This window comes from Gordonia alkaliphila, from assembly GCF_039542465.1.
Lineage (GTDB): Bacteria > Actinomycetota > Actinomycetes > Mycobacteriales > Mycobacteriaceae > Gordonia > Gordonia alkaliphila.
Genome location: NZ_BAABIE010000014.1, coordinates 86,552 through 98,692, shown reverse-complemented (window position 1 = coordinate 98,692; position 12,141 = coordinate 86,552). Strand labels below are relative to the sequence as shown.

11 protein-coding genes and 1 riboswitch are annotated in these 12,141 nt (G+C 69.4%); of the genes, 4 read left to right on the top strand and 7 right to left on the bottom strand.

Annotated elements, in window-relative coordinates:
- Positions 1 to 249 precede the first annotated feature (249 nt).
- The 4 genes from ABD989_RS14670 to ABD989_RS14655 all read right to left on the bottom strand — a co-directional run bounded on the left by ABD989_RS14670 (position 250) and on the right by ABD989_RS14655 (position 6,809).
- The gene (locus ABD989_RS14670) at positions 250 to 1,887 is read right to left on the bottom strand and encodes an MDR family MFS transporter (RefSeq protein WP_345314049.1); all 1,638 of its coding nucleotides are present in this window, start codon (positions 1,885 to 1,887) and stop codon (positions 250 to 252) included.
- Positions 1,888 to 1,949: 62 nt separating this feature from the next.
- The gene (locus ABD989_RS14665; RefSeq protein ID WP_425556542.1) at positions 1,950 to 4,403 is read right to left on the bottom strand and encodes a serine/threonine-protein kinase; all 2,454 of its coding nucleotides are present in this window, start codon (positions 4,401 to 4,403) and stop codon (positions 1,950 to 1,952) included.
- Positions 4,393 to 5,370 (bottom strand): glutamate ABC transporter substrate-binding protein, encoded by a 978-nt coding sequence (locus ABD989_RS14660; protein WP_345314047.1) that lies wholly within the window; start codon positions 5,368 to 5,370, stop codon positions 4,393 to 4,395. Before ABD989_RS14660 ends, ABD989_RS14665 begins: the two co-directional genes overlap by 11 nt.
- Positions 5,367 to 6,809 (bottom strand): hypothetical protein, encoded by a 1,443-nt coding sequence (locus ABD989_RS14655; RefSeq protein ID WP_246993611.1) that lies wholly within the window; start codon positions 6,807 to 6,809, stop codon positions 5,367 to 5,369. The genes ABD989_RS14660 and ABD989_RS14655 overlap by 4 nt, the downstream gene beginning before the upstream one ends.
- Before the next feature lie 97 nt (positions 6,810 to 6,906).
- On the opposite strand from ABD989_RS14655, the gene ABD989_RS14650 reads away from it, so the two are divergent.
- Positions 6,907 to 7,371: an NUDIX hydrolase gene (locus ABD989_RS14650; RefSeq protein ID WP_246993612.1), complete on the top strand. Its 465-nt coding sequence runs from the start codon at positions 6,907 to 6,909 to the stop codon at positions 7,369 to 7,371.
- Positions 7,372 to 7,421: 50 nt separating this feature from the next.
- On the opposite strand, the gene ABD989_RS14645 is transcribed toward ABD989_RS14650, so the two are convergent.
- Both ABD989_RS14645 and thiE read right to left on the bottom strand, forming a co-directional pair.
- Entirely contained in the window at positions 7,422 to 7,802 is a 381-nt protein-coding gene (locus tag ABD989_RS14645; protein ID WP_246993613.1) for a 2-isopropylmalate synthase, read from the bottom strand.
- Positions 7,803 to 8,111: 309 nt separating this feature from the next.
- Entirely contained in the window at positions 8,112 to 8,771 is a 660-nt protein-coding gene (thiE, locus tag ABD989_RS14640) for a thiamine phosphate synthase (protein WP_345314046.1), read from the bottom strand.
- Positions 8,772 to 8,798: 27 nt separating this feature from the next.
- Positions 8,799 to 8,913: riboswitch (TPP riboswitch) on the top strand.
- Here thiE and ABD989_RS14635 point away from each other — a divergent pair.
- From ABD989_RS14635 to thiG, 3 genes are all read left to right on the top strand, one after another.
- Positions 8,905 to 9,990: an FAD-dependent oxidoreductase gene (locus ABD989_RS14635; protein WP_345314045.1), complete on the top strand. Its 1,086-nt coding sequence runs from the start codon at positions 8,905 to 8,907 to the stop codon at positions 9,988 to 9,990. Its footprint overlaps the riboswitch before it by 9 nt.
- Complete coding sequence (gene thiS / locus ABD989_RS14630) at positions 9,987 to 10,217, top strand: sulfur carrier protein ThiS (protein ID WP_345314044.1); 231 nt, start codon at positions 9,987 to 9,989, stop codon at positions 10,215 to 10,217. Before ABD989_RS14635 ends, thiS begins: the two co-directional genes overlap by 4 nt.
- Complete coding sequence (thiG, locus tag ABD989_RS14625) at positions 10,210 to 10,971, top strand: thiazole synthase (RefSeq protein WP_345314043.1); 762 nt, start codon at positions 10,210 to 10,212, stop codon at positions 10,969 to 10,971. Before thiS ends, thiG begins: the two co-directional genes overlap by 8 nt.
- Positions 10,972 to 11,080: 109 nt before the next feature.
- Here thiG and ABD989_RS14620 read toward each other — a convergent pair whose 3' ends face one another.
- On the bottom strand, positions 11,081 to 12,037 hold the full coding sequence (locus ABD989_RS14620) for an EamA/RhaT family transporter (RefSeq protein ID WP_345314042.1): 957 nt from the start codon (positions 12,035 to 12,037) through the stop codon (positions 11,081 to 11,083).
- Between the last annotated feature and the right edge of the window lie 104 nt (positions 12,038 to 12,141).

Here is a 12,141-nt window from a genome sequence, read left to right as displayed (position 1 = left end):
ACATACGGAGGCACCCACCGAACATACCCGACCATTTAGTGCCCGAAACTGACCACCCGAACAGCCCTGGCCTGCACCGATCCAAGAACCGCCCCCGAAAATCAGCTCAGGAGGTCCAACTCAGGTCAGGTCAGGAGGCAGTGCACGACAAATGCTGCCGTGACGGGCAAAGGCGGCAGCCGGGGCTGCCGCCTTTGGTGTCGGGTGACGCGGGTGTTGGTCGGTGCCGCGAACGGCGGGCGAGCGACGTTAGGAGGCGGGGGCGGGCGCCGCGTCCTTGAAGGGGGCATCGGGTTCGTCCACCTGACCCTTGGCGACGAGGCCGGCCTGGGTGGAGAGGGCCTTGTTGCGCAGGAACAGCGAGAGGATGAAGCCGATCGCGGCGATGGGCACCAGGAACCAGAAGGTGGGGGCCATGGCGTTGACGTAGGCGTCGACCACCTGCGTGTGCAGGGGCTCGGGCAGGTTCTTGACCACGGTGGGGGTGAGGTCGCCGTCGAGCAGCCCCTTGGGCAGGTCCTCCGGCGGGATCTTGTCCATCACGTCGTGCAGGTTGGTGGTCAGTCTGCTGGTGAACAGGGTGCCGAAGATCGAGGTGCCGACGGCCGCGCCGATCTCGCGCAGGAAGTTGTTCGTGGAGGTCGCGGTACCGACTTCGCTCGGATCCACGGCGTTCTGCACGGCGATGACGATGGTCTGGATCACCAGGCCCATGCCGAAGCCGAGGACGAAGATCATGGCGCCGAAGAGGATCATCGACATGCTGCCGGTGAGTCGGGTGAGCCAGGCGATGCCCGCGGTGGTGATCGCCATACCCATGATCGGGTAGATCCGGTACTTGCCGGTCTTGGTGATCAACAGACCGGAGACCACGGCGGTCAGCATGACGCCGGCGGTCATCGGCAACATGAGCAGACCCGAATCGGTGGGGCCGGCGCCGCGGGCCATCTGCAGGAAGGTCGGCAGGTAGCTCAGGGCCGCGAACATCGTGATGCCCAGGATCAGCGCGACGAGGACCGAGACGGTGAACACCGAACTGCGGAACAGGCGCAGCGGCACGAGGGGCTCGTCGACGCGGGTTTCGACCAGGATGAACAGGCCGAAGGCGACGATGGTGGCCACCAGCAGGGCGCCGAGCCACGGGTTGGACCAGTCGTACTTGCCGCTCGGGGCCACGCTGGTCCAGCTGGTCAGGAAGACGATGCCCGACGTGAACAGGGTCAGCAGGATGGTGCCCCACCAGTCGAACGGCCGCGTGGACTTCTGCATCGGCAGCTTCAGCGCGAAGAACGCCACCACCAGCGCGGTGAGGCCGATCGGCACGTTCAGCCAGAAGCACCAGCGCCAGCCCGGGCCCTCGGTGAAGTAGCCGCCCAGCAGCGGACCGGCCACCGAGGCGACACCGAAGATGGCGCCCATCGGGCCCATGTACTTACCGCGATCGCGCGCCGAGACGATGTCGGCGATGATCGCCTGCGACAGGATCACCAGGCCGCCGGCGCCCAGGCCTTGGAAGGTGCGGGCCGCGACCAGGATCCAGAACGATCCGGCCAGGGCCGACGCCAACGAACCGATCACGAAGATCGTGATGGCGAACAGGAACGGCCAACGACGACCGTAGAGGTCGCCGATCTTGCCGTAGATAGGCATCACGATGGCGATGGCCAGTAGGTACGAGGTGATGATCCAGCCCTCGTGCGCCACCGCGCCCAGGTCGCCGACGATGGTCGGCAGCGCGGTGCTGACCACCGACTGGTCCATCGACGACAGGAACATCGCGGCCATCAAGGCCGCGTAGATGATGTAGACCAGGCGGCGATTGATCTCGACGGTGGGCCTTTCGTCTGCGGCCGAGTCAGCGGTCGCAGCGGAGGGAGCGTCAGTCACGATGCTCACCATATCGCCGGACGTGTGATCGGGCGTACTGTCCGATATTTCCGGCTGCAGCCTCAGAACAGGGTGGCGGGGCGAACCAGATTCGCGAGGTCTACCAGGAGGAATCGGTGGGCCCGGTTGTCCCGGGTACGGCGGGCCAGCTCGCGCAGCGACCGCTCGGTCCCGGCCCGCAGACCGTGCTCGGTGAACGGGAAGCCGAGGAAGTCGTCGGGGGAGTCGCCGTCGTTCTCCTCCGCTTCGATCTGCTCGCGGTGCGTGTCGATCCAGCCCAGCGTGGTGCCCAGGACGATCAGCCGCAGACGCCCGAGCCGCCGGTCCTCGTCGTGCAGCTGCGCCAGCCGGTCGGCCGCCTCGAACAATTCCTCACGCGCCACCTCGCTCGGCGGCCGGCCGTGCACCAGGCAGAGGATCGCGCTCTCCTGCGCCACCCCGTAGTGGCGGCTGGTGGTGGGCACTTCGTCGAGCGGTTCGATGGCTTCCAAGTGGCGGCCGTCGGCGATCAACATGCGCGCGAGGCCGAAAGCCGCGGTGACGATCGAATGATCGGTCAGCCACAGGTCGTGGTAGTGGTGCCGAGCGATGTCGTACCAGTGCTCGATCTGAGCGATCTGCTCGTTGGAGGTGTCGTCCTGCTCGGACAGCCAGTAGCCGATCAGCTCGGCGGTCCCGGCCACCGCCAGCTTCGGCGCCACCTCGCCGGGCAGCGCTTCCAGCACGGTCTGAAAGCGTTCGTAGGCGAGTTCGGCGTCGCCGTCCTTCAACGCGTACATGCCGAGATACCAGTGCAGCCGCCACGACTCGCCGTGGTTCCGCGAGACCTCGTCGAGCAGTCGTTGCGCGATCATGAGGTTGCCCAGTTCCAGGTGGGCACGCGCCTCCGCGAGATCCACTTCCGGTGACGGATGCTGCGGCGGCTCGGCGCAGGACGATTCGGTGGAACCGGCGGGCATGCCGGGGAAGCCCTCGGCCCGGGCCACCTGGATGCTGTCGAGCGCCTGCCGCGGGTAACTCAGCGCGGCCGAGCTGAGCAGGCCGGCGGCCGGATCCTCGGGGTCGACGAGCGGCACGGGCAGGGCGCGAGCGATGTCGGCCGGGTCGGGTTCGGCGGCCTGACTCGGGTCGAAGAAGCCGTCGATCGGTCGCAGGATCAGGTTGGTGCCGAAGGTGGAGCGCTGCGGGGTGAAGACCTTCGACATCGCCGGCCGGGGCACGCCGGTGTGGAGTGCGACGGTCTCCCGCAGGACCGCCATCACCTGCGTGGTCATTTCCTCGGTGGACTCGAAACGCTCGGCCGGATCAGGCGAGGTGGCCCGCTGCAGCAGGTAGTAGTACGACGGATTGGCGGCCAGCAGCTCGGTGGTCTCCGGGTCGGGCAGCCCGTCGTCGTACCGCCCCTGCGTCATCGGCAGGTCCAGGGTCAGCGCGGCCAGCGTGCGACCGATGCTGTAGATGTCGGTGACCACCTGTGGGCCGGTCTCGACGATCTCCGGCGCCTGGAAACCGGGGGTGCCGTACAGGTGCCCGTAGCCGTTGATGGTCGACACCGCACCCATGTCGATCAGCTTCACCTCGTCACTGGTGATCATGATGTTGTCCGGCTTGACGTCGTTGTAGGCCAAGCCGAGCGAATGCAGATGCCCGACGGCCGAGAGCACCTCGAGGATGTAGGCCATCGCCTGCTCGATGGGCAGATTCACCTTGGCGCCGTCGGGCCCGGTGGTGAGCTGCTTGAGCGTGTGACCGCCCACGTACTCCATGACGATGTAGCCGAGCTGCCGATCCTCGGAGTCGGTGTACTCGACGAAGTTGTAGATCTTGACCACGCCGGGGTCGTTCACCGAGGCCAGGAACTGTCGTTCCGCGATCGCGACGGCGCGGGCCGCCGAATCCGACGAATTCAGCAGGCCCTTGAGGACGACGGGGCGGTCGGACACGTTGTGGTCGACGGCCAGATAGATCCACCCCATGCCGCCGTGCGCGATGGCGCCGGCGATCTCGTACTGGTCGGCCACCATGGTGCCGCGTTGGAGACCGGGCACGAACGAGTAGCGGGAACCGCAGTGCGGGCAGTACCCCGACAGTGGGCCCTTGTGGGGGCCGGAGCTGCGGCCGACCGGTTTGCCGCAGTTCCAACAGAACCGCTTGCTCTCCACGATGACCGGATTCGACAGCACCGCGTCGTCCGGATCGATGTCCTGCAGCGGCGGCAGCTGCACCAGGTCGCTGCCGAGACGGCGGTCGTGCACGGGGAAGGCGCCGCGGCGCGGTCGGCGCAGCGTGGGCGACGACGGGCGATCCTCGAAGAGGCTGCCGCTCGGCGTCGCCTGGGTCGGCAGATGGTCGTCGTCATCGTCGTAGTCGTCGAGGGAGAACGGGACGGCGGCTTGGGTGCGGGCGGTCTCGTGCGAGTACGACTGCTCGTCGTCTACCTGGTCGTCGAGCTGCTGCCCGTCGAGGTGCTGCTCGTCGAGATCCGGGTCGGAATCGGTCACGGCATCAGTCCCGATAGGAGACGGCCGGAGGGGACGATGGACCCAGCACCGACAGCCATTGGTCGTAGGCGCGTTGCCAACTGCCGTCGGCCCTGCGCTGCTCCAAGACGCCGTTCACGAATCGCACCATATCGTTCTCGCCCTGCGGAATGCCCACGCCGTAATACTCGGTACCGATCGGGTCGCCGACGATACGGACCCACGGGTCCTGGGCCGCGATTCCGGACAGGATGGGGGCGTCGCCGACGACGGCGTCCACCTGGCCCTGCTGCATGAGGACCAGGCAGTCGGCCCACGTGTTGGTGCTGACCATCTGCGCGCTGGGCACCCGGTTCTGGATCCGGCTGACGGCGGTGGAGTTCCGGGTGGCGCACACCGACTTGTGCGCCAGTCCCGCGACGGTCTCGATGCCGGAGTTGCGGTACACCAGGATCCGCTGCGAGGCCACGTAGTACGGGGCGGAGAAGTCGATGCTCTGGCGGCGCTCGCAGGTGATGCTCAGGGATTTGAGGACCACGTCGACGTCGCCGCCGCGCAGTGCTTCCACCCGGTCGCCGGCCGACAGGATCCGATACTCGACGCGGACGTCGCCGAAGATCGCATCGGAGATCCAGTGGGCGACGGCGATGTCGAAGCCCTCGATGTCGCCGGAGATCGGATTGCGGAAGCTGAGCGGGTTGCTGCCGATGTCGGTGCCCACCACGAGTCGGCCGCGGGCGGCGATCCGGGCCATCGTCGATCCGCGCGGCATCTGCCCCGGATCGGGCATGGGTGAGAGCGGACGCAGGCTGGTGGTGGCATCGCAGGACTGCGCGTCGGTGCCCTCGACCGGCTGCACCCCGAACGACGCGCCCGGCGGGATGGGGAGTTCGGCGCTGGTCGTGGGCGGATCGTTCGCTGCGAGTTCCTGCGTCGAACAGCCGGTGAGGGCCAGCATCAGGGCCATCACCACCGCGGCCGAGGCCCGCACGCCCGTTCTCATCGGTACTCCCGAATACGTGCCACCAGGCCGCCGATCACCGCGATGCCGGCCACCACGCACAGCCAGCCGATGACCGTTCCGGTGTAGCCGAGGAGTTTCTGGGCGGTGTTGATGTTGTTCCGGAACGTGTCGCGGGCTTCGTCGATCGCCGACAGCAGCGAGGTGTTGACCTGCTCGTATCCGGAGGCCGTGCTGATGTCGCCGGTGCCGATGGTCAGGGCGCGGGCGGCGTTGAAATCGCCGGCGGCCAGCCGCTGCGTCACCTCCCGATGCGCGCGCTCCCAGAGGACGAGCGAGTCCTGCACCTGCTTCAGGGGCGTCACGATGTCGGAATCGTCGTGGTCGGCGAGCAGGTTCGCGGTGGTGCCGCGGATCTGATTGATCGCGGAATTGAAGTCGCGGTCCAGCTGCCCCGGATCGCCGCGCCGGACCAGGCTCAGGGTCTCCACCGAGCGGGCCTGCTGGGTGAGGATGCGCATGGTGGTGAGCTCGTGCAGCGGTTCCGCGCCCGACGTCTTGGCCGTGTTGGCGGCGGCCACCGAGGCCAGGCCCGTCCCCAACAGCCAGACGGTGCCGAAGCCGAGGGCGACGAGGGCGGCGACCAGGCCGAGGTTGAAGTGGCGCCGGGTGCGTCGGGCGAGGTAGCGGCCGGAGATCACCAGCATGGCGATGGTGGTGAACAGTGCGACGTACACGCCCCACGGCGGCACGGTGAGGGTGCGCTGCGGCTCGGAGATGGCGGCCGACCGCTGGTTGTACAGCCGTTCGGCGGCGGGCAGGATATTGCCCTGCATGATGGCCGAGGCCTGCACGAGGTAGGCCGATCCGACCGGATTGCCCAGGCGATTATTGGTGCGGGCGGTCTCGATCACGCCCGTGTACGACGGGATCTGCACGGCCATCGTGTCCAGGTCGTCGCGCACCGAGACGCCCGCGGAGGGTCCGGTCGTCGCGCCGAGGTCGCCGCCGTCGGCCGAGGCGACCAGCGCGGTGCCCGAACTCGCGATCGCGTCGGCGTACTGGTGGCGCAGGTCCGGCGACTCCCGGCCGCCCGAGATGAACGCCGAGTTCGCGGCCGCGTCGGCCACCGACAGCGAGCTGTACAACACCTCCGCCGCCTCGGCGAGCGGCTCGCTGCTTTCGATCAGCGATTCCATCGTCGCGCTGCGCTGGTTCAGGTTCGACGACGCGTAGAAACCGGTGAGGGCGCACGCGAGGACCATCGCGAACATGATCACGCCGAGCTTCCCCGGGGTGGTCAAGGCGTAGAACTTGAACGCGGTGATCGGCGAGCTCACCCGATCGCGGGTCATCGCAGCGATTTCGCGGCGGTCGGCGATCACCTGCCGCAGGCGCGGATTGGCCTGCGTGCTCTCCGGCAACACCCGGCGACCGGCATGCGTCAGCGCACTGCGTACTGACGTGTCTTGGCCGCTCACGAATGGGTGCCTTTCTGTCGTGTCACAACCCTAGTCGGCGAACGGCCTGTGTCACTGCGGCACCCGGTACGGTGGGTCTGGAAAGAGAGGTCGGCGCGTGCGCGGAGATGGCGACGGTTGGGTGTTCGACCCCGACGGTGCTCGGTACTGGGGTCGGCACGGAGCGGCGGGGTTGCTGCTGTGTACCCGCCTGCCCGACGGTGGACTCGGCGTGCTGCTGCAGCATCGCGCGGTTTGGTCGCACCAGGGCGGCACCTGGGGTCTGCCGGGCGGCGCCCGGGACTCGCACGAGTCGGCGGTGGACGCCGCGGTCCGGGAAGCCCATGAGGAAGCCGGGATCGACGAGTCCGCGATCGAGGTGCTCGAGACCGAGGTGACCCACGAGGCGGTCAGCGGCTGGACCTACACCACCGTGCTGGCCCGGGTCGCCGAACCGATCGCCACCGTCGCCAACGGCGAGTCCGCGGAATTGCGGTGGGTGGACGAGACGGACGTCGAACACCTGCCGCTGCACCCCGGCTTCGGTCACGCCTGGCCGACGCTGCGTAAACGATTGCGCTGACGCGGCGGGGTAAACGATTGCGCTGACGCGGCGGGGCAAACGTCTGCGGGTCAGGCGGCCTGCAGGCGGCCGGTGAGCTGATTGGCCGCGGCGATCAGGGCGTGGACGGTGGCCTCGTCGCCGGTGGCGGCGCGACCGTACGACCAGCAGCGTTCGCCGTCGCGCAGGCACTGCAGATACGCGGTGACCTCGGCGCCGTCGTTCTGGTGGTACAGCCCGACGATCTCGACGCCCAGGCCCAGGCCGTAGAGCATCTCGCTCATCGCGCCGATCGTGCCGTGGGCGCTGGTCTCCAGGTGCAGTTCCCGCTGGTCGACGATCAGGGTGGCCCGGCAGCGGACGGTGTCACCGACCTCGGTGTGAATCTGCAAGTGCTGCAAGGTGATCGAGCCGGACGGGGCGAAGGCGCTCGCGAAGCGCTCGGCGCTCATGCGCGCGGCCCCCGCGGGAAACCAGCGCGGCGGGCGGGGACGGAAGTTGTGGGTCCTCGGTGAGCTGTCGTGGTGTTCACGAGTACAGCTTTGACGAGCGTTCAGAATTATGGGCATCGTGACGATTCATTTCAGTCGACAGGGAGATGACCGACGAAAGATGGTGGAAAGCACGACGACCCGCAGCGGGGGGTCGGTCGAATCAGACCCCGCTGCGGCGGGTTACGAGAAGCTTGTGCCACGACATGATGCCGTTCAGCCTACCCGGATCCGACGGTTCTGCAACCGAGTAGGGCCGCCGCTCGGCGACTACCGGGCGGCGCGCAAGGCACGGGCCGCAGCGGTCGGATCCGCCGCAGCGGTGAGCGCACGGACCACCACGATGCGGGAGGCGCCGGCCGCAGCGGTCTCCGGGACACGCGCCAGATCGATGCCGCCGATGGCGAACCACGGCTTGTCGGTGCCGGTGGCGGCGGTCGCGCGCACCAGGTCGAGGCCGGTGGCGGTGCGCCCGGGTTTGGTGGGCGTGGACCAGCAGGGGCCGGTGCAGAAGTAGTCGACTGCGTCGTCGGCCACCGCGGCTCGCATCTGCTCCTCGTCGTGCGTGGAGCGACCGATGATCATGTCGGCGCCGACGATGCCTCGCGCGGTGGTCGGCGGCAGATCGCCCTGGCCCAGGTGCAAGACGTCGGCCTCGGCGGCGGCGGCGATGTCGGCGCGATCGTTGACGGCCAGTAGCGCACCGGCCGCACGGGTCAGCTCGCGCAGCGCAGCGAGCAATTCCAGTTCCTGCGCGGCTTCGAGTGTGCCGAACTGCTGGGCGCCCGGCGATCCCTTGTCGCGCAGTTGCACGATGTCGACGCCGCCGGCCAGGGCCGCCGCGACGAATTCGGTGAGGTCGCCGCGTTCCCGGCGAGCGTCGGTGCACAGGTAGAGGCGCGCATCGGCCAAGCGGCGACGGAGGTTCATGGCGCCAACGGTAGGCTAGCTGGCACACAGAAACGACACGGGTGCCCGGAGGACCGCCGGGCTGAGATCGCGGAATCGCCGCCGCGGACCGTCGCACCTGATCCGGATAATGCCGGCGAAGGAAGGTCCTCACGTGCTTGAAAAGTTCAGTGCAGCACCGCTGTTGGCGGTGGTCGGCGGCGGTGCCGTCGGGTTGGTCTGCGCCTTGGCCGCGGTCGACGACGGCTGGCGCGTCCAGGTGTACGACGCCGGTCCGCAGCGCCGGGCCGCGCAGGTGGCCGGCGGCATGCTCGGCTGTCTCGGCGAGGCGCGACCGGGCGAGGAGCCGCTGCTCGCGGCGTCGGCGGCGTCGGTGGCGCACTGGCCGGCGCTGTTGCGACGGCTCGACGACCCCGAGGTGTCGGTGGCCGACGACACCCTGCTGGTGGCCGCGGACGTCGCCGACCGCGCGTACCTCGACGAGGCCGTGGCCGGCGCGCGCGGTGTGGCGGGGGCGGCGATCGAGGAACTGTCCGGCACAGGACTTCGCGGCCTCGAGCCCGGACTGACGCGGCCGGCGGTCGGCGGGTATCGCCTGGTGGGGGAGGGTGCGGTGGACAACCGGCGGCTGCTCCGGGCGCTGCGCGCGGCGCTGACGAGTGCCGGCGCGGAACTGATCGATCAGCACGTCACCGATCCGGTGGCCCTTCCGGCGGACCAGATCCTGGTGGCCTCCGGGCTGGACTCCGGCGCGGTGCTGCCGGGCGGACTCGACGGACTGCGCGGCGAGAAGGGCGAGATCCTGCGACTGCGCCGGACGACGTGGTCGGTCGCGCCGCCGCGGCAGGTGGTGCGCGCCCGCTGGCGCACCCGCAACGTCTACCTGGTGCCGCGTGCCGACGGCGTCGTCGTGGGCGCCACGCAATACGAGGCGCTCGACGTCGACGACCGCAGCCCGCAGGCCGGTGGCGTCGCCGATCTGCTGGCCGATGCCTGCGAGGTGTTCCCCGGACTGCGGACCTACGAACTGACCGAGGCCGCCGCGGGGATCCGGCCGATGTCGGCGGACGGCCTGCCGATCGTCCGCCGGATCGACGAGCGGCTGCTGGTGGCCGCCGGCCACGGCCGGAACGGCATCGCGTTGGCGCCGGGGACATCCCGGCGCGTGCTGGAACTGCTGGGCGCCGGAGCTCACGGAGAACGAGCCCGGGCCCGCCGAGAGGAGAGGAGTGCACGATGAGCGTGCCGAATCCGAACGTGTCCGAGCCGGTGGAGCTGACGGTGAACGGGGACGTCGTGACGTTGCCGTCGGCGTTCGACGTCACCGGTCTGCTGGCCCATCTCGACCTGCCGGACACCGGGGTCGCGGTGGCGATCGACGGCGTGGTGCGACCGCAGTCGCGGTGGTCCGAGCCGATCGCGCCGTACGCGGTGGTCGACATCCTGACGGCGGTGCAGGGTGGCTGACGATCCGCTGGTGATCGCCGGCCGCACCCTGTCCTCCCGGCTCATCATGGGCACCGGCGGGGCGCCCAACCTGGCCGTTCTGGAGGAGGCGTTGGCGGCGTCGGGCACTGAACTGACCACGGTCGCCATGCGTCGGGTCAGCCCCGGATCCGGCACCGGGCTGCTGGATCTGTTGCGGCGCTTGCAGATTCAGGTGCTGCCGAACACGGCCGGGTGTCACACGGCGGCCGAGGCCCTGCTGGTGGCGCAGCTGGCGCGGGAAGCCACCGGCACCGACCTGATCAAACTCGAGGTGGTGGCCGACGACCACACGCTGCTGCCGGATCCCCTGGAACTGGTCGACGCCGCCGCCGCCATGGTGGCCGACGGGTTCTCCGTGCTGGCCTACACCAACGACGACCCGGTGCTGGCCCGCAAGCTCGAGGACACCGGGGTGGCCGCGGTGATGCCGCTCGGCTCGCCGATCGGTACCGGCCTGGGCATCTCGAACCCGCACAACATCGAGATGATCGTGGCCCGAGCGGGCGTCCCGGTGGTGCTCGACGCCGGGATCGGCACGGCCAGCGATGCCGCGCTCGCGATGGAATTGGGTTGCGACGCAGTGCTTCTCGCGACCGCCGTGACCCGGGCCCACGACCCGGTGACGATGGCCCGCGCCATGTCGCACGCGGTGCGGGCCGGACGACTCGCCGCCGGTGCGGGCCGGATCCCGAAGCGCTTCTGGGCGCAGGCGTCGTCGCCCACCACTCCCTGACGCGAACCCTGCTGGCCGAGTCGCGACCCTGTTCGCGCCTCGCTCCGCGAGCCCGAAAAGCGACTTGGGAACGGGGTCGCGACACGCGGGAAGGGGCCGGAGGGCGAGATCAGACGGTGGGCGGGTCGGCGCGGCCGCGCCGCCAGCCGCCGATCTCCTCCGGTGCTTCGCCGAAGTGATCGGGGTCGCCGCTGCCGTACCAGGCGACGAGGATCGCGCCGACCACCGCGCCGATGAAACCGGCGACGGCCAGCCAGCCGAGTCCGGCCTGGGCGTGGTCGCCGAGGAAGAGGACGCCGATGATGCTCGGCCCCGCGGTCTCGCCCACCACCAGCACGGCCGTCACGCCGTTGACCGCGCCCACCTGCAGCGCCACCGTCTGGATGTAGAAGCCGCTCGCGCCGGCCACGGCGATCGCCCAGGCCGCCGGGTCGGTGAGCAGTGCCGTCGCGTCGAATGGCGCCACGCCGTCGAGCACGCGCACGGCCATCGCGATGATGCCGAACTGGAGGCCGCCGGCGAAGCCGCCGACCACCGGTGCGAGCTTGCCGAACTTGTACACGCCCCACAGGCCGATGGCCCCGACGACGAAAGCTGCGGCCAGCAGCCACCAGTGGAAGGAGCGTGCCGCATGGTCCTCGGCGTGCGGAGCCGAGGAGATGCCGAGCAGGCACAGGGAGAGGACCACCATCCAGATGGCCACCCAGTCGCGCGTGTGCAGCGTGATATTGAGCATGAAGGTGGCCACGAGAGCGGTGACCACCAGGTTGGCCGAGACGATCGACTGCGCCAGGAACAGCGGCAGGAAGCGCGCGGCGACGGCGCCGCCGGCGAAGCCGATCACCACCATCACGGTGCCGAGGATGAAGGCGGGGTCGCCCAGCGTGGCCACCGTCGACGACATCGACGGCGGCGAGGAATCGTCGGTGGGCGCCGAAGCGGCACTCTCACCTGCGGCTGCACGTTCGGCGACGGCGACGCGGCGCGCACCGAGAGCGCGCAGGACGGTCGACATGCCGTACGCGACGGCTGCCATCATGCCTGCGATGATGCCGAGTGCGTACAACGTCGGATCCTTTGGTTCGCAGGTCAATAGAGCGACCGAGGCGTCGTTCGGCCACCTCAGCGGAGGCGAGTGCACGTCGGTTGCCAGTGAACGGTATCAGGAGG

Bases quoted from the DNA above. Each gene is read 5' to 3' on its own strand.
- ABD989_RS14660 (WP_345314047.1), bottom strand. From the start codon at position 5,370: ATGAGAACGGGCGTGCGGGCCTCGGCCGCGGTGGTGATGGCCCTGATG.
- ABD989_RS14645 (WP_246993613.1), bottom strand. From the start codon at position 7,802: ATGAGCGCCGAGCGCTTCGCGAGCGCCTTCGCCCCGTCCGGCTCGATC.
- thiS (WP_345314044.1), top strand. From the start codon at position 9,987: ATGAGCGTGCCGAATCCGAACGTGTCCGAGCCGGTGGAGCTGACGGTG.
- thiE (WP_345314046.1), bottom strand. From the start codon at position 8,771: ATGAACCTCCGTCGCCGCTTGGCCGATGCGCGCCTCTACCTGTGCACC.